This window comes from Streptomyces sp. NPDC053513, from assembly GCF_044544765.1.
Classification (GTDB): domain Bacteria; phylum Actinomycetota; class Actinomycetes; order Streptomycetales; family Streptomycetaceae; genus Streptomyces; species Streptomyces litmocidini.
In genome coordinates, this window is sequence record NZ_JBITXP010000001.1 from 653,377 (window position 1) to 669,918 (window position 16,542).

At 73.1% G+C, this 16,542-nt stretch carries 15 protein-coding genes; 6 read left to right on the plus strand and 9 right to left on the minus strand.

Annotated elements, in window-relative coordinates; all coding sequences use genetic code 11:
- The first annotated feature begins 71 nt into the window (after nt 1-71).
- Entirely contained in the window at nt 72-461 is a 390-nt protein-coding gene (locus ACIGW4_RS02725; RefSeq protein ID WP_399578028.1) for a hypothetical protein, read from the plus strand.
- Between the two features lie 138 nt (nt 462-599).
- Nucleotides 600-1,991: an MFS transporter gene (locus tag ACIGW4_RS02730; RefSeq protein WP_399578031.1), complete on the plus strand. Its 1,392-nt coding sequence runs from the start codon at nt 600-602 to the stop codon at nt 1,989-1,991.
- A 74-nt stretch (nt 1,992-2,065) separates the two neighbouring features.
- On the opposite strand, the gene ACIGW4_RS02735 is transcribed toward ACIGW4_RS02730, so the two are convergent.
- The 3 genes from ACIGW4_RS02735 to ACIGW4_RS02745 form a co-directional block, all read right to left on the minus strand.
- On the minus strand, nt 2,066-2,425 hold the full coding sequence (locus ACIGW4_RS02735) for a hypothetical protein (protein WP_123456922.1): 360 nt from the start codon (nt 2,423-2,425) through the stop codon (nt 2,066-2,068).
- Between the two features lie 64 nt (nt 2,426-2,489).
- Complete coding sequence (locus tag ACIGW4_RS02740; RefSeq protein ID WP_123456921.1) at nt 2,490-3,179, minus strand: 4'-phosphopantetheinyl transferase; 690 nt, start codon at nt 3,177-3,179, stop codon at nt 2,490-2,492.
- Nucleotides 3,176-3,460: a hypothetical protein gene (locus ACIGW4_RS02745; protein ID WP_398706516.1), complete on the minus strand. Its 285-nt coding sequence runs from the start codon at nt 3,458-3,460 to the stop codon at nt 3,176-3,178. The genes ACIGW4_RS02740 and ACIGW4_RS02745 overlap by 4 nt, the downstream gene beginning before the upstream one ends.
- A gap of 299 nt (nt 3,461-3,759) precedes the next feature.
- Between ACIGW4_RS02745 and ACIGW4_RS02750 the strand changes: the two genes are divergently transcribed.
- Nucleotides 3,760-5,430: an FAD-dependent monooxygenase gene (locus ACIGW4_RS02750; RefSeq protein WP_399578035.1), complete on the plus strand. Its 1,671-nt coding sequence runs from the start codon at nt 3,760-3,762 to the stop codon at nt 5,428-5,430.
- Here the strand turns inward: ACIGW4_RS02750 and ACIGW4_RS02755 are convergent.
- From ACIGW4_RS02755 to ACIGW4_RS02765, 3 genes are all read right to left on the minus strand, one after another.
- Nucleotides 5,407-7,056, minus strand: a complete 1,650-nt coding sequence (locus ACIGW4_RS02755; RefSeq protein ID WP_399578037.1) for a glycosyl hydrolase family 8 — start codon at nt 7,054-7,056, stop codon at nt 5,407-5,409. The genes ACIGW4_RS02750 and ACIGW4_RS02755 overlap by 24 nt on opposite strands.
- Before the next feature lie 108 nt (nt 7,057-7,164).
- Nucleotides 7,165-8,217 (minus strand): AI-2E family transporter, encoded by a 1,053-nt coding sequence (locus tag ACIGW4_RS02760; protein WP_123457653.1) that lies wholly within the window; start codon nt 8,215-8,217, stop codon nt 7,165-7,167.
- Between the two features lie 148 nt (nt 8,218-8,365).
- Nucleotides 8,366-9,175, minus strand: a complete 810-nt coding sequence (locus ACIGW4_RS02765) for a TSUP family transporter (protein WP_399578040.1) — start codon at nt 9,173-9,175, stop codon at nt 8,366-8,368.
- Between the two features lie 84 nt (nt 9,176-9,259).
- Between ACIGW4_RS02765 and ACIGW4_RS02770 the strand changes: the two genes are divergently transcribed.
- Complete coding sequence (locus ACIGW4_RS02770; RefSeq protein WP_399578042.1) at nt 9,260-10,066, plus strand: AraC family transcriptional regulator; 807 nt, start codon at nt 9,260-9,262, stop codon at nt 10,064-10,066.
- On the opposite strand, the gene ACIGW4_RS02775 is transcribed toward ACIGW4_RS02770, so the two are convergent.
- Both ACIGW4_RS02775 and ACIGW4_RS02780 read right to left on the minus strand, forming a co-directional pair.
- Nucleotides 10,042-11,304, minus strand: coding sequence for an RICIN domain-containing protein (locus ACIGW4_RS02775; protein WP_399578045.1), 1,263 nt, complete (start codon nt 11,302-11,304; stop codon nt 10,042-10,044). The genes ACIGW4_RS02770 and ACIGW4_RS02775 overlap by 25 nt on opposite strands.
- Nucleotides 11,305-11,527: 223 nt before the next feature.
- A complete protein-coding gene (locus ACIGW4_RS02780; protein ID WP_399578047.1) occupies nt 11,528-12,709 on the minus strand; it encodes an alginate lyase family protein in 1,182 nt (393 codons plus the stop codon).
- A gap of 255 nt (nt 12,710-12,964) precedes the next feature.
- Between ACIGW4_RS02780 and tpx the strand changes: the two genes are divergently transcribed.
- Nucleotides 12,965-13,465, plus strand: a complete 501-nt coding sequence (gene tpx, locus ACIGW4_RS02785; RefSeq protein WP_123456913.1) for a thiol peroxidase — start codon at nt 12,965-12,967, stop codon at nt 13,463-13,465.
- 85 nt (nt 13,466-13,550) lie between these two features.
- On the opposite strand, the gene ACIGW4_RS02790 is transcribed toward tpx, so the two are convergent.
- Nucleotides 13,551-13,961 carry a Fur family transcriptional regulator gene (locus tag ACIGW4_RS02790; protein WP_123456912.1) on the minus strand — a complete coding sequence of 137 codons (411 nt, stop codon included), beginning with the start codon at nt 13,959-13,961 and terminating at the stop codon, nt 13,551-13,553.
- A 199-nt stretch (nt 13,962-14,160) separates the two neighbouring features.
- Between ACIGW4_RS02790 and katG the strand changes: the two genes are divergently transcribed.
- Nucleotides 14,161-16,386, plus strand: coding sequence for a catalase/peroxidase HPI (katG, locus tag ACIGW4_RS02795; protein ID WP_399578049.1), 2,226 nt, complete (start codon nt 14,161-14,163; stop codon nt 16,384-16,386).
- Nucleotides 16,387-16,542: the final 156 nt, after the last annotated feature.

A 16,542-nucleotide genomic window follows, 5' to 3' on the forward strand; every position in this document is an offset into this window, starting at 1 on the left:
CACGGGGGTAACCGGTACGGCCTCGGGGTCGGATAATGGCCGTCCCTGACCACCGTGGAGACGAAGGACCGATGACGCTGAAAGAGGGCCTGCGGGTGAGGCTGGCGGTGGACCTCGGGCTCGGCCGGGTCGTCCCGGTGGGCGAGGACCCGGTGGAGGAGGCGGCCGGGGCGGGGTTCCTGGCTCTGGCCGCGGGTGTCGAGGGCACCGTCGAGCGGGTGGACGAGGACCGGCCGCAGAGCCGGGAGGTCCGTGAGTACGAGCGGCTCAAGTCGCTCCTCGACGACTTCGGCCACCAGATGCCCCCGGGCAGCAGGCGGCAGTTGGAGGAGCAGATCGGCTCGCTGGAGCCGGCGTGGACCGCCCATCGGGAACGGATGCTCCGTCTGACGGTCCGTGTCCGCTTCGACAACGGCTTCGTCCTCGACGACGCGCCCGGGGACCTCTTCACCGCCGTCTGAGCACGCGTTCGCCTCCGTCCGCACGCCGGGCTCCCCTCACTCCCGGCGTGCGGTTTGCGATATCCGCAAACTTCTTTGCCACTCCCCCTCCTTCGGTCCGACTCTGGGCGACGTCCGGTCTCGTCGAAGGGGGAACACATGTCCACGCAGTCCCTGACCGCCGCCCCACCCGCACCACTGAGCTCGCGCCGCCGCTGGACGGTGCTGGCGGTCTGCGCGCTCAGCATGTTCCTGGTCGGCGTCGACGCCACCATCGTCAACGTGGGCCTGCCCGAGATCGGCCGGGGCCTCGACGCGGGCACCCGCGGCCTCGAATGGGTCGTGGACGCGTACACCGTGGTCATGGCCAGTCTGCTCATCGTCTCCGGCGCCCTCGCCGACCGCTTCGGGCGACGCCGGGTCTTCCGGGTCGGGTTGCTCGTCTTCGGCCTGGCCTCCCTCGTGTGCGCCCTCGCCCCGTCGCTGGGCGTGCTGGTGGCGGCCAGGGCCGTCCAGGGGATCGGCGCCTCGATGCTGAGCCCGGTGGCCCTGGCGATCGTGGTGAGCGCGATGCCCGACCCGCGCGAACGGGCCCGCGCCATCGGCGTCTGGGCCTCGGTCTTCGGGCTGAGCATGGCGGCGGGTCCGGTCACCGGCGGGGCGCTCATCGCCGCGTTCGGCTGGCGCGCGGTGTTCTGGTTCAACGTGCCGGTGGTGGTCCTCGCCCTCGTGCTGGTCGCCCTGTTCGTGCCGGAGTCCCGCGGGGAGCGCGCCCGCCGTCTCGACCTGCCCGGTCAGCTGCTCCTCACCGTGGTGCTCTGCCTCACCGTCGGCCTCCTCATCGAAGGCCCCCGCATCGGCTGGACGTCGCCCGCGGCCCTCACCGGTTACGCGCTGACCGCGGCGGCCACGGCCGGCTTCGTCCGGGTCGAACTCCGGCGTGAGGAACCCCTGATGGACCTCGGCCTGTTCCGCCGCCCGCCGTTCGTCACGGCGGTGCTCGGCGCGACGGCGGTCTTCGTCGCCCTCAACATGACCCTGCTGCTCAGCACCCTCTACCTCCAGCAGGCCCGGGGCTGGACCCCGCTCGCGACCGGTGCCGCGACCCTGCCCATGGCGCTCGGCGCCACGCTGTGCGCGCCCTGGTCGGGCGTCCTGGTGGGGCGTGTCGGGCCCCGGCGCCCGCTGCTCCTGGCGGGCGGGTTCACCACGGCCGGCGGCCTCTGCCTGGTGGGCCTGGGCGGGGACACGAGCGTGGCGCGGATCCTCCTCGCCTTCCTGCTGATCGGCATCGGCTTCGGCTTCGCCAACGCCCCTCTGACGAACACCGCGGTCGGCGGCCTGCCGCCGTCCCGGGCCGGCGTGGCGGGGGCGATCACCTCCACCTCGCGCCAGGTCGGCGTGGCGGTCGGCATCGCCGTCGCCGGCGGACTGGTCGCGGGCGCGGCCCCGGCCGCCCTCCCCGCCGCGACCCGCCCGGGCTGGCTCGTCGTGTCGGCGTGCGGCCTCTTCCTCCTGGTGGTGGCGCGCGCCGCGAGGCCGAAGGCCTGAGGAGCCCGCAACCGCTACGGGGCGACCGCGCGGGTGCCGGGCCCCGGGGCACGCCACCCCGCGGCGAAGGGCCGTCAGATGCCGGGCCCGTGCCTGGGATTCGGGTTCTGCGGCGGATGCCACCAGGTCGCGAGACCCCACAGCGCGAGTCCGGCGACGGCCACGCAGACGAGCGCCGCCGTCCACGGGCGGAGCCGTCTGTTGCCCGCTGCCCAGGTCAGCGGAGGGACGACCAGACCGGCGAAGAGAATCAGCGGCAGGTCGACGAGAATCACACCCCAGTCCCGTGCCTGCGCCTCGAAGCCGCCGTCGATGCTGTACGCGGCCCTGGGCAGCGCGAAGGCGCCCGCCACCGTGACGCCGACGACGGCGAGCAGGCAGCCGACGGCGCTCTCCATCCGGTCCCGCGATTCCTGTGACGGGTTCTCGTTCATGCCCGGGACGGACGCGGGACGGCACCGCCCGGTTCCGTAGGGCCGCGCTCCGGCGGACGCGGCGCTACCGAGTCAGGACGATCGCGGTGAGTATCACTCCGTCGCGCACGAGCCAGCGTCCGGTGAAGTGGTCGCGCCGGACGTGGCCGGTCACCGGGCCGGGGACGAGGAGCCGGGCGGTGAACGTGCCCGTGTGCTCCGGCGGGTGCGGGCCCGTGCCGGCCGGGGCCGGTTCGAAGTCGACCGACGCCTCGTCGAATCCGAGCTCCCTGCGGGTCAGCGGGTACCAGGTCTTGAAGACGCTCTCCTTGGCGCTGAACAGCAGCCGCTCCCAGGGGACGTCCGGCGTCCGGGCGGTCAGCGCCCGCAGACGGTCCCGCTCCCCGGGCAGCGACACGCCCTCCAGGACCCCTTCGGGGAGGGGGCCCGCCGGCTCCGCGTCGATGCCGAGCGACAGGACGTCCGTGGTCCTGGCCAGGGCCGCGGCCCGGTATCCCGCGCAGTGCGTCATGCTCCCGGCCACGCCGTGCGGCCAGCGCGGCTCCCCGCGCCTGCCCGGCGTGAGGGGCGTCTCGGGGAGGCCGAGGCGGCGCAGCGCGAGCCGTGCGCACAGCCGTACGGTGGCGAACTCGCGCTGTCGGCCGACGACCGCGCGGGCGACGGCGGCGGCCTCCTCGGGGAAGAGCGTGACGGGCTCCGTGTCGTCACGCCGCCAGGCGGAGGCGACGGTGTCCGGCAGCAGTTCCGCGATCATTCGGCGCGCTCCCCGGCCTCTTCGGTGGCGCGTTCCCATGCCCGCAGGAGCTCGCTCGGCAGCCGGCCGCGGTCCGGTACGACGAAGCCCTGGGCCCGGCCCCACGCCCGGAGTTCGTTCGAGGAGATCCCGCCGGGGCGCATGACCGGCAGCGCGGGGACCACCGGGGGCGGAGGGAGCGGGAGTTCCGCGCCGCCCTGCCGCTCGTCGACGGGCCGCGCGTCGGGAGCCTCCGCCGAGGAGGCCTGCGGTCGGACGGTGGAGGTGATCGGTGACGGCATGGCCGCGACAGTACCGCTCCCGACCGACACCCCCGCCGGTCGGCCCCCGTGCCCGGAGGACCGCACACCGTTCGCCGGCGGCCCCGCGCCGGAGGACCGCACACCGTTCGCCGGCGGCCCCGTGCCGGAAAACCCGCGCCTCCCGCCGTCGGCCTCACGGGTCGGCCTCACGGCCGGAAGGCCGTACCGCCTGCCGCCCGGCCCTCGGCCGGACGGCCGTATCGCTCGCCGACCCGGCGGTCGCGGGCGACCATGGGACGCGGGAACCTGTCGGGGGGCGAGCAGTGCGGGAGGCACGCGTGGCGCACCACCGGACCACCACCGACGTCCTGGTCGTGGGCGCGGGCCCGGTCGGCCTGAGCGCGGCCGCCGAGTTGCGCCGGCACGGCGTGCACTGCCGGCTCGTCGACCGGCTGCCCGCGCGGCTCCCGTACGCGAAGGCCGTGGGGATCCAGCCGCGCACCCTGGAGCTCTGGGACCGGATGGGCCTGGTCCGGGCCGTGCTGGAGGCCGCCGTGCCGCTGCGGGGCCAGCTGACCTACGTGGACGGCCGCGAGCAGGGCCGCATCGAGCTCACCATGCCGCCCGAGGTGCCCTACGGCTTCGCCGCGCTGCCGCAGTACGAGACGGAGCGGCTCCTGGAGCAGTACGTCGCCCGCCTGGGGACGGTGGTCGAACGCGGCACGGAACTGGTGTCGTTCACGCAGGACCGGGACGGGGTCACGGCGCGGCTGCGCACGGCGAAGGGTGCCGACGAGGAGCTGCGGGTCCCGTATCTGATCGGCTGCGACGGCGCGCACAGCGTCGTGCGGAAGGGGCTGGGCCTGTCGTTCGCGGGCGGCGCGTTCCAGGAGGAGTACATGCTCGGCGACGTCGTGGCCGACTGGGACCTGCCCCCCGGCTACGGCGTCCGTTCGACGCGCAGGAGCGCCGACGGTTCCACCGCGGACGTGCTGGTGTGCGTCCCCCTGCCGGGGGCGGGGCGTTACCGGATGTCGATGAGGCTCCCGCCGGGGTTCTCCCCGGCCGGTGGACCGGCCGCGCCGGACGCGGTGGCGCACGGCCCGCAGGGCGGCCGGGCCCCCGGGCTCGCCGACCTCCAGGCCGTCGTCGACCGTCTCGCGCCGCGTCCGGTACGGCTGTCGGGGCTGCGCTGGTCCTCCGTCTTCCGCATCGGCCACCGGATCGTCGACCACTACGGCCGGGGCCGGGTCTTCGTGGCCGGGGACGCGGCGCACATCCATCCGCCCACCGGCGCCCAGGGCATGAACACCGGTGTGCAGGACGCCTGCAACCTGGCCTGGAAGCTCGCCCTCGTGGTCCGGGGCGAGGCGGGGCCCGCGCTGCTCGGCACGTACGACGCCGAGCGCCGTCCGGTCGGCGAGGAGGTCGTGGGCCGGACCGTGCGGCACGCCGTACGGGGGATCGAGGCCGACCCGGAGGACCGGAGGACGCTGCTGCTGCGCGAGGCGCAGCTGCTGGTCGGTTACCGGGGCGGTCCGCTCTCCGGTGTTCCGTACGGCCCCGAGGAGGCGCCCCAGCCGGGCGACCGGGCCCCGGACTGCGCGGGTCTGACCACGCCGGTCGCCGCCTACCCGCTGCGGCTCCTCGACGTCCTGCGGGGCCGCCCGGGGCACGTGGTGCTGCTGTACGGGTCGGACGGGGCCGAGCTGGCCCGCGCCGCCGCGGCGGCGCGGGCGACGGGAGGCCTCCCGGCCGTCGTGATCCTCGCGGCCGGCGCGGACGGGTCCGCTTGGCCCGGCGACCCGTCCGTGCCCGTGTACCGTGACGCCGCCGGGGAGTTCGGGCGTCTCTACCTCCCCGGCGGCGCGACCGGTTTCCTCGTCCGTCCCGACGGGCAGCTCGGTGCCCGTTTCCCGTCGGCGGACACGGCCGCCGCCCTGAGCGGTTGGCTCAGGGCCCTGTCCGTGCGGCCGGACACACCGCTACGGGACCCAGTGGTTGCCTGAAGCCGTGATCATGACCTGGAGCTGGATGCTGGCCGAGAAGTAGCTGCTGGTGTCGACCGGGGTCGCCAGCATCTTGTTCCACAGGGCGTCCAGCCAGGCCTGGCTGCCGGGGTCGGTCATCGCCGCCACCGCGAACGGGGCGAAGAAGGCGGCCTCGCTGCCCGAGGAGATCGGAGTGCCGTTGAGCTTGTAGCCCACGGCGATCTTGTTCGGGTCGCCGCCGGTCTTCGTCTTGATCCAGCCGTTGAGCTTCCGGGCGGCGGCGAGGGAGGTGGCGTCGCCGCTGGTCACCGCGTCGTCGGCGATGCGCCACGGCGTACGGCAGGCGTTCCACCAGTAGGAGCCGTCGTTGGGGTCCTCGAGGACCTGCCCCGGGGCGGGCCTGGGCGTGGTGTTCGTGTCGACGACGAAGTCGGGCAGGAGTCCGGTGCCGGAGGCGTAGGTGGACTGGAGGCGGGAGATCTGCGTCTGGTGCGCGCTGCGCACGGCGTCCCAGGTGGTGTCGCCCGAGGCCGCGCGGAAGGCGCGGAAGTGGTCGACCATCCAGTCCGAGGTGCGGGAGATCCAGTAGTACTGGTCGCCCGAGCTGCTCCAGTCGCCGAGCTTCAGGAGTTTGGTCGTGGGGTTGACCTCGTCCTTCTTGATGGCGGCGATGTGCTTGAGCGCGAGGTCCCTGTAGTCGTACGTGCCGCTGCTGCCCCACTGCCTGTCGGCGAGGAGCAGGCCGTAGGCGACGTCCATGTCCCCGTCGGTGGCGCCGTCCCCGCCGTTGACGCTCTTGCAGGAGGCGTCCTGCTCGGCGGCGAGGAGGTTCGGGTTGACGGAGGACGGGTGGTCGATCTTCCACTTGACGAGGCCGTCGAAGATCTTCTTGGCGTCCGGGTCGGCGCCCGCCATGGTGGCGGTGACGACCATGCCGTAGCCCTGGGCCTCGGCGACGTAGGGGTGGTCGGCGTCGGGCGAGATGATCTGGTACCAGCCGTTGCCGCAGTTCTGCCGGACGAAGGCGGCCTTCCACCGGTTGTAGTAGTCGACGACCTTCTGGTCGAGGGCGGACTGCGTGCCGGAGGGCTTCAGGACGCCGGCGGCGTAGGGCTTGAGGTGGCTGCCGAAGGGGACGGCCGGTCCGCCGCCGCCCCCGCCGGTGCCGGTGGGCGCTCCGTACACCTGGAACTCCCAGAGGGAGTAGCCGTACGGCGTGCCGCGGCCCGTGCCGTACATCCGGACGTACCGGCCGCTGCCGGAGACCGTGAGGTCGTCGGTCGCCCCGTCACCGGCGGTGGTGGAGTAGACGTCCGTCCAGGCCGACCCGTCGGTGGAGGTCTGGATGCGGTACGCCTTGCCGTACGCGGCCTCCCAGTCGAGCTTCACGCGGGAGATCGTGTGGTTGGCGCCGAGGTCGATCCGTATCCACTGCGGGTCGACCCCCTCGGCGCTCGCCCAGCGGGTGGCCGTGCTGCCGTCCACCGCGAGGCCGGGCCCGAAGGCCGAGGTCTCGACGGACGAGGCCGTCACCGTCTTCCCGCCGGACACCAGGCCGTCGGCGGCCTGCGCCTGCGGCATGACCGTCAGGGGCAATGCCAGCAGACCCGCGAGCCCGAGAAGCGAGACGCTTCGTCGACGCATGTCAACTCCCTTTCCCTCCATGGCCAATGGTTAGGAAATGTTCCTAACCATTGGCGGGGAGAGTAGAGAGACCGCCCCTCCGGCGCAAGACCCCGTGCACGGGCGGGCTCAGGTGCGCGCGTCCCGCAGCGCCGTGTGAACCGCCCACACCACCGACACCAGCGGCACCGCCACCACCGCGCCCACCACCCCCGCGGCGATCGAGCCCGCGACGACCGAGATGGCCACCACCAGCGGATGGAGCCGCACCGCCCAGCTCATGACCAGCGGATGGAGCAGGTGTCCCTCGATCTGACCGATGATCACGATCAGGGCGATGACGAGGCCCGCCACCAGCGGGCCCTTGGAGGCGAGCGCCACGACGGCGGCGATCGCGAGGGCGATCGGCGAGCCGATGAGCGGGACGAAGGCGGCGAAGAACTCCAGGAGGGCCAGGGGCACCGCCAGCGGGACCCCGAGGGCCCAGAGGGCGATGCCGACGAGGACGGCGTTCGTCCCGGCCACCAGGACGATGCCGTGGGTGTAGCCGGTGAAGGTGCGCCAGGCCGCCCGGCCGCCGATGCCCACCCGGCCGCGCACCGACCGCGGCAACTGCTCCTGGAACCAGGACCAGTGGCGGTCCCCCGAGTGGATGAAGAAGACCGAGGCGAACAGGCCGAGGGCCAGCGTGGCGAAGACGGCGACGACCTGGCCGGCTCCGCTCACCGCCGTGCTGAGCAGATCCGACCGATGGCTGGAGAGGTAGTCCCCGATCTTGGCCTGCAGGCCGGAGAGCGTGCCGGGGTCGAGGCGGAACGGCGGCCGCTCCAGCCAGTCCTCGATCCGCCCGACGCCCGCCCGGAACTCGCGCACGAGCGTCGCCCGCTGCCCCGCGACCGCCTCGCCGACCAGCGCGAGCACCCCGAGGACGAGCACGATGCTGCCGATCAGGGTGAGGGCGACGGCCAGCGGGCGGGGCAGCAGCCGGGCGACCAGGTCGGCGACGGGCCGGAGCAGCGCGGTGATCACCAGCCCCAGGAAGACGGCCACCCCGATCTCGTGGAAGCGCCCGAGCACCGCGAACAGGCTGTAGACGAGGAGGCCGACGGCGAGCAGCCGCCACGCGTAGGCGGCGGCCGTACGGAGGAAGGGGGAGACCGTCGGGGGTGTGCCTGGCTGCATGGCCATCGACGTACCACCGCCGCCTCGTGGCACCACCCCCGGGGCCCCGGATTCGCCCGACCCGGGCGCGGCATTCGGCCGTCCGGCGAGTGCGGGCGCTGATGCGCGGCGCGAACGGTCGCGGGGACACCGGGACGACGGGCGGCGCTCAGTCGCCGGTGAGCAGCATCGCGAGGGCCACCAGGCCGAGCAGCACGAGGTACGCGCACGCGTGGAGCCGGTCCGGGATCCGGGGCGGGCGGCGGCGGAGGACGGCGATGACCGGCAGGGCGCCCAGGAGCAGCGCCCCCGCCGCGTACGGATCGACCAGGCCGATCAGGCCGGCGCCGGTCGCGGCGGCGGCCGGGGGCGGGGAGGCGGCGAGGGAGACCGCGACGGCCGGGAGCGCCACGGCGAGGGTGAGCGGGTTGGCCAGCGCGGTCGCGGTCCGCATGGGGTGGCCGGCCCGGCGCAGGGCGGGGACGGTCATCACGCTGCCGCCGACGCCGAGGAAGGCGGCGACCGCGCCGATCGGGGCGCCGGCGCCGGCCGGCAGCGGCCTCGGGGTCCGTGCCGGCGCCGCGCCCGGCGGGGTGGCGGTGCGGAGGAAGCCGGGGCGGAGCAGCAGGTCGAGGGCGGTCAGGGCGGTGTACGCGACGAACGCCCAGCGGGCGAGGGCGGGCGGGGCGAAGCGGGAGGCGTACGCCCCGGCGCAGGCGCCCGCGGCGAGCAGCGGCAGCAGCGCGCCGCTGCCGCGCAGGGCGAGGAGCACGGGGCGCGGGGTGACGGCCGTGGCGAAGGCCGCGTTCACGACCATCACCAGGGCCGAGGTGGCGGTGGCCACCGGGAGGGCCGTGGTGCCGAGGGCGGCGTCCGCCCACGCCACGACCGGGACCGCCACGAAGCCGCCGCCGAACCCGAACAAGACCGTCGTCGCTCCGGTGAGGAGCCCGATCGCCGTCAACGTCACCACGTCCATGGGTCAAGATCACCAGGTGACCCGGGGAGCCCGCATGCGATGGTCGGCAGGATTCCTTCGCGTCTCGGCCGGTACGGTGGCCCGGTGAGGAACATCCCGTCGGACGACGTCGACCACCTCGACCGGGTGGTGCTGCCGATCGGCACCGACTACGCGGCGGGGCAGGTCCTGGACTGGCACGAGCACCGGCGGGCGCAGTTCCTCTACGGGGCGACCGGCGTCATGGTCGTCGAGACCGCCGACGGCACCTGGACGGTCCCGCCCGAGCGGGCGGTCCTCATCCCGGCCGCCACCCCGCACCGGGTCCGGATGCTGGGCGTGAGCACCCGCAGCCTGTACGTGGAGCCGGGCGCCGTGCCGTGGTGGCCGGCCCGCTGCACGGTGGTGGACGTGCCGCCGCTGCTGCGCGAACTGCTGCTCGCGGCGGTGGAGTTCCCGTCCGACTACGACCTGTCGGGGCGGGAGGGCGCCGTCGCGACGTTGCTGCTGCACGAGATCGCCGTGCGCTCCCCGCTCCCCTTCCACGTCGCGGTCCCCGCCTCCGCCGGGCTCGCGACGCTGTGCCGGGAGTACCTGGCCGCCCCGGACGCCGCCGTCACCAACGCCGACTGGGCGGCCCGGTCCGCGCTGAGCGAGCGGGCGTTCACCCGGCGCTTCCGCGCGGAGACGGGCGAGAGCCCGGCCGTCTGGCGGTCCCGTGCCCGGCTCCTCGCGGCCGTGCCCCTGCTGCGCACCGCGACGGTCACCGAGGTCTCGGGCCGGCTCGGGTACGCCTCTCCGGCCGCGTTCACGGCCGCGTTCACGCGGGCGTTCGGCACGCCGCCGTCCCGCTTCGCCCGTACGACGGCCGCTCGGCCCTCACCCGCTCAACGGGTCACCGTCCACTTCTGATTGGCGCCGCCGGAGCAGGTCCAGATCTGGAGCCTGGTGCCGTTGGCGGAGCTGTTGCCGGTGGCGTCCAGGCACTTTCCGGACTGCGGGTTCACCACGTCCCGGGCCGCGTTGGCGGTCCAGCGCTGGGCACCCGTGCCGTTGCACTCCCACAGCTGGACGGGGGTGCCGTCGGCCGTGCCGCCGGAGGTGACGTCGAGGCACTTGCCGAGCGCGCGGACGGTTCCGTCGGCCGCGAGGGTCCACTGCTGGGCGGCGGTCCCGTTGCAGTCGTAGAGCTGGACGGGGGTGCCGTTCGCGGTGTTCGCGCCGGCCACGTCGACGCACTTGCCACCGATGCCCGTGATCGGTCCGGAGCCGGCGGGGGCGTCGGCGGTGGTGACGCGGACGTGGTCGACGACGAGCTGCCGGGGAAAGGCGGTGGAGCCGTCCGGGTCGCCGGGCCAGTAGCCGCCGACGGCGAGGTTGAGGATGAGGAAGAAGGGCTTGTCGAAGACCCAGGTCCGGCCGCCGAGGTCGGCGGGCGTACGGGTCTGGTAGACCGTCCCGTCCACGGACCAGGTGATCAGGTTCGGCGACCAGTCCACGGCGAAGGTGTGGAAGGCGTCGGCGAAGACCTGTCCGCCGGGCAGGGTGTAGGGGGCGCCGATGCCCCCGGAGCCGGAGTAGCCGGGGCCGTGCAGGGTGCCGTGGACGGTGGACGGTTCGAAGCCGACGTTCTCCATGACGTCGATCTCGCCCGAGTTCGGCCAGCCGACCTGGCCGATGTCGTTGCCGAGCATCCAGAAGGCGGGCCACATGCCCTGGCCGCGCGGCACCTTCATGCGGGCCTCGACGTGCCCGTACTTCGTGGTGAACCTCCCGGCGGTGTTGAGCCGGGCGGAGGTGTACTCGCAGCGCCCGTACCAGCACTGGTAGTTGCCCGGGTTCTCCTTGCGGGCGGTGATCACCAGATGGCCCTGTCCGTCGAGCGCGGCGTTGGCGTTGCCGGCCGTGTAGTACTGGCGCTCGTGGTTGCTGACGTTGTCTCCGGTCTCGGTCTGCCACCGCGTGCCGTCGACGGCGGAGCCCGCGGGGCCGTCGAAGTCGTCGGAGAAGGTGACGGCGGCCGTCCCGGCCACGGGACGGAGCGCTCCACCCGACTCCGCGGCCGGGCCGAGCGCCGCGACGGCCAGGACGAGCGCGAGGGCGGTCACGGCGGAGGACAGGGGGCGCAGGCGTGAGCGGGAGGAGGTCATGGGGCTCTCTTCCGTCGGCTGTGGGGGGTGCGGCGGGAGGGGTCCACTTCGCCGCCCCCATGATTTAAGGAGTGAAGGAAGGGGTCGTCAAGACGTCCGACGCCCCTTCCCACTCCTTTCCGACCCCCCTTTCACTCCGCTTCCGATTCCCTTTCACTCCGCTTCCGATTCCCTTTCGACCCGCTTCCTGCTCCTTTCCGGCCCCTTCCCGACTCCCTTCCGCTCAGCGGGGGTTGGCGGCGTGGGTGAGGGTCTCCCAGGCGACGAAGAGGTTGTTCGTGCCGGCGGGCCGACGGGCCTCGGTGAGCTTCCGGGTGTTCGTCATGGCGTACCCCATGCGCCCGTGCAGCGCGTTGAGGCCGACCTCGGTGACGGGCCCGAGGCGGTCCTTGAGGGCGCCGCCGCAGAGCCAGGACGGGACGGGCTCGCCGAGTTCGTACTTCGCCTGGAGGCCGAGGGCGTGGCGCAGCCGGTCGGCGACCTCGGGGTAGAGGTCCTGGCCCTGGATGCGGCTCGTCTCGGCGATGTGCGAGATCGCGGACAGCCCGTAGCCGGTGTGGGTGAGGTCGCGGCAGGTCTCCTGGGTGAGGCCGTCGACGAAGGTGGTCTGCCCCTGCCAGTACCGGACGAGTTCGTCGCGGGTGTCGAGTCCGCTGCCCGGCGCGGCCTTCGGCAGGGCGCCGTCGCTCGTGAGGTAGATGTACGCGGGGACGCGGCCGCGGAACGTGGCGACGGCCTTGTCGTAGGCGGCGCGGTCCTCCAGGAAGACGGCGATCCCGAGGGCCGCCTCGGTCATGCTGAGTTCCCAGTTGCCGTTGGACCGGGAGCCGTTGGTCACCTCGGGGAGGTAGACGGTGCGGAGCATGGTCTTGAAGCGGTCGACGCGGGCCTGCGGCCAGCCGGTGTAGGTGTACCGGATGATCTCGGCAGCCCTGGGCCAGGAGGAGCCGGCCCAGCCGGCCTGGAGGGGCGCGTTGGAGTCGGTGTGGTCGGTGATCACGCCGGACCAGGCGTCCATGATCTCGACGGCCTTCTCGGCGTACCGGCTGTCGCGCGTGACGTACCAGGCCAGGGAGAGCGTGTAGGCGGCGAGGGCGTCCTCGCGTTCGTCGGTGCAGCCGTGGTTCGGGTTCGAGTACGAGCCGCACTCGACGACCGCGCGGGGCTTCGGAACCCGGTCGAGCGAGGCGTACCCGCTCGCCTTCATCTGGTCGAAGGCGCCCTTCCAGGGCTGTGCGCCGGCGAGGACCTTCTCCCGGGTGAAGTCGAGTTGCCCTCGGGAGACCAGGACGCCGGGGTGGACGAACGCGGTCGGGGCGGCTTCGGCGCGGTCGGCTCCGGGGGCGGCGACGAGTGCGGCCAGGAGGCCGGCGAGGACGAGGGAGGCGGTGAACCATCTGGTCATGCGGTTACCCCTTATTCACGTACGTGAACGAGCGACGGTTGTCGAGGCTGGAACCTAAAGGTCTGAACCAGGGGCGTCAAGAAGGCCCGTTGACGCCGGATCGATATCACCGACGCATCACCGTGCCCACCCAAGGGGTTCTATGTTCAAGCTTGTGAATGAGGCCGGAAGCGCCGCGGTGGCCCGTGTCGTCGGAGCGGGCCCGCCTTCCGTACGATTCCCCCCGTTGCCACTCATACGTCTGAAGGAGATCCCATGGCCCAGGTCACGCTGAAGGGCAGCCCCGTGCAGGTCAACGGCGCCCTGCCGACCCCCGGCAGCCAGGCCCCCGACTTCACGCTCGTCGCCGAGGGTCTGGCGGACAAGTCCCTGAAGGACTTCGCCGGCCTGCGCAAGGTCCTCAACATCTTCCCGAGCGTCGACACCCCGACGTGCGCCTCCTCCGTCCGCGCCTTCAACGAGAAGGCCGGCCGGCTGGACAACACGGTCGTCCTCTGCATCTCCGCCGACCTCCCCTTCGCCCAGGCCCGCTTCTGCGGCGCCGAGGGCCTGGAGAACGTCAAGAACCTCTCGACGCTCCGCGGCCGCGAGTTCCACACCAACTACGGCGTGGAGATCGCGGACGGGCCGCTCGCCGGCCTGACGGCCCGCGCCGTCGTCGTCCTCGACGAGAACGACACGGTGCTGCACGCGCAGCTCGTGGGCGAGATCGCCGACGAGCCGAGCTACGACGAGGCGCTCGCCGTCCTGAAGTAGGTCCCCGACGGCCCTCGCCGACGCGGACACCAAGGAGCCCCCCACCGACGACGGTCGGTGGGGGGCTCCTGTCGTACCGCCGCGCTCAGGCGCAGCCCGGGCAGAGTCCCCGGTAGATCACGTCCGCCTTCGCCACCGCGAAGCCGAACCGCTCCGTCGGCGGGAGGACCGCGAGCGGGTCCCCCGAGGGGCGGACGTCGCGGATGAGCCCGCAGTTCGAGCAGACCAGGTGCTGGTGCGCCCGGTGCGCGTTCGGGTCGTAGCGCTTGGCCCGCCCGTCCATGGAGAGTTCCACGACCTCTCCGAGGGCGACCAGTTCACCGAGGGTGTTGTAGACCGTCGCCCGCGCGATCTCCGGCAGGCGCTCCACCGCGCGGGCGTGGACCTCGTCCGCCGTGAGGTGCACGTGCTCCCCGGCCAGGACCTCCGCGACCACGCGGCGCTGGGACGTCATCCGCCAGCCGCGCGCGCGCAGGCGCTCCAGCAGGTCACTCATGTTTCACCTCGGAGACGTAGGCAGACTTGGGGTTCTTCTTGACTTGGACAACGTCCATTGTAGGATCGGTTTCGTAAATGGCCAAGGGACAGGAAGACTCCAGCACGGCGGGGAGAAGCACACGTGTCACCCGCGCCAGGCCCGTCCGCCGAAACGCACTTCCTGAGCACAGTGATCCGCCATGTCCGGAAGGATTCGCATGTCTGAGAACCACGAAGCGATCGTCACCGACCCGAAGGTGGAGGGCGCCGGCGGCTGCCCCGTCGCGCACGGCCGCGCCGCCCACCCCACCCAGGGTGGCGGCAACAGCCAGTGGTGGCCGAACCGGCTGAACCTGAAGATCCTCGCCAAGAACCCCGCCGTGGCCAACCCGCTCGGTGAGGACTTCGACTACGCGGAGGCCTTCCAGAGCCTCGACCTGCCGGCCGTGAAGCAGGACATCGCCGAGGTCCTGACCACCTCGCAGGACTGGTGGCCCGCCGACTTCGGCCACTACGGCCCGTTCATGGTCCGCATGGCCTGGCACAGCGCCGGCACCTACCGCATCAGCGACGGCCGGGGCGGCGCCGGCGCCGGCCAGCAGCGCTTCGCGCCGCTGAACAGCTGGCCGGACAACGGCAACCTGGACAAGGCGCGCCGTCTGCTGTGGCCGGTGAAGAAGAAGTACGGCCAGAGCCTCTCCTGGGCCGACCTCATGATCCTCGCGGGCAACGTCGCCCTGGAGTCGATGGGCTTCGAGACCTTCGGCTTCGCCGGCGGCCGCGCGGACGTGTGGGAGCCGGACGAGGACGTCTACTGGGGCCCGGAGACCACCTGGCTCGGCGACGAGCGCTACACCGGCGACCGCGAGCTGGAGAACCCGCTCGGCGCCGTGCAGATGGGCCTCATCTACGTCAACCCGGAGGGCCCCAACGGCAATCCGGACCCGATCGCCGCGGCCCGCGACATCCGCGAGACCTTCCGCCGGATGGCGATGAACGACGAGGAGACCGTCGCCCTCATCGCCGGCGGCCACACCTTCGGCAAGACGCACGGCGCCGGCCCGGCGGACCACGTCGGCGCCGACCCCGAGGCCGCGCCGCTGGAGGCCCAGGGCCTCGGCTGGAAGAACTCGTACGGCACCGGCAAGGGCGCCGACGCGATCACCAGTGGCCTGGAGGTCACCTGGACCACGACGCCGACCCAGTGGGGCAACGGGTTCTTCAAGAACCTCTTCGAGTACGACTACGAGCTGACGAAGAGCCCGGCCGGCGCCCACCAGTGGGTCGCGAAGAACGCCGAGGCGATCATTCCGGACGCGTACGACCCGGAGAAGAAGCACCGCCCGACGATGCTCACCACCGACCTGGCGCTGCGCTTCGACCCGGTCTACGAGCAGATCTCCCGGCGCTTCTACGAGAACCCGGACCAGTTCGCGGACGCCTTCGCCCGCGCCTGGTACAAGCTCACCCACCGCGACATGGGCCCGATCGTGCGCTACCTCGGCTCCGAGGTCCCGTCCGAGGTGCTCCTCTGGCAGGACCCGCTGCCGGAGCGCACGGGCGAGCTCGTCGACGCCGCGGACATCGCCTCCCTCAAGGAGAAGATCCTCGCCTCGGACCTCACGGTCACGCAGCTGGTCTCCGCCGCCTGGGCCGCCGCCTCCTCCTTCCGCGGCAGCGACAAGCGCGGTGGCGCCAACGGCGGCCGCATCCGCCTGGAGCCGCAGCGCAACTGGGAGGTCAACAACCCGGACGAGCTGGCGCAGGTGCTGCGCGTCCTGGAAGGCGTCCAGGAGTCCTTCAACTCCGCCCAGACCGGCGGGAAGCAGGTCTCCCTCGCCGACCTCGTCGTCCTCGCGGGCGTCGCGGCGGTCGAGAAGGCGGCCGCGGACGCCGGCCACGCCGTCGAGGTGCCCTTCACCCCGGGCCGCGTGGACGCCGCCCAGGAGCAGACGGACGTCGAGTCCTTCGCCGCCCTGGAGCCCACCGCGGACGGCTTCCGCAACTACCTGGGCAAGGGCAACCGCCTGCCGGCCGAGTACCTGCTCATCGACAAGGCGAACCTGCTCACCCTGAGCGCCCCCGAGCTGACCGTCCTCGTCGGCGGTCTGCGCGCCCTGGGCGTGACCCAGCCGCAGACCTCGCTCGGCGTCCTCACCGAGACGCCCGGCAAGCTGACGAACGACTTCTTCGCCAACCTGCTGGACCTGGGCACGGAGTGGAAGTCCACCTCCGCCGACCAGACCACGTTCGAGGGCCGTGACACGGTCACCGGCGAGGTCAAGTGGACGGGCAGCCGCGCCGACCTGGTCTTCGGCTCCAACAGCGAGCTGCGCGCGCTGGCCGAGGTCTACGCGAGCGACGACGCGAAGGAGAAGTTCGTGAAGGACTTCGTGTCGGCGTGGGACAAGGTGATGAACCTGGACCGGTTCGACATCGCCTGATCCTCGCCGCTGACTGATCCTCAGCGCGATTCCGGGGCCGGGGGGGGGGGGGGGGGGGGGCGGCCCCCCCCCCCCCCCGCGCGGCCGGGGGGGGGGGGGGGGGGGGGGGGGGGGGGGGGGGGGGGGGGGGGGGGGGGGGGCGCCGCGGCGGGGGCG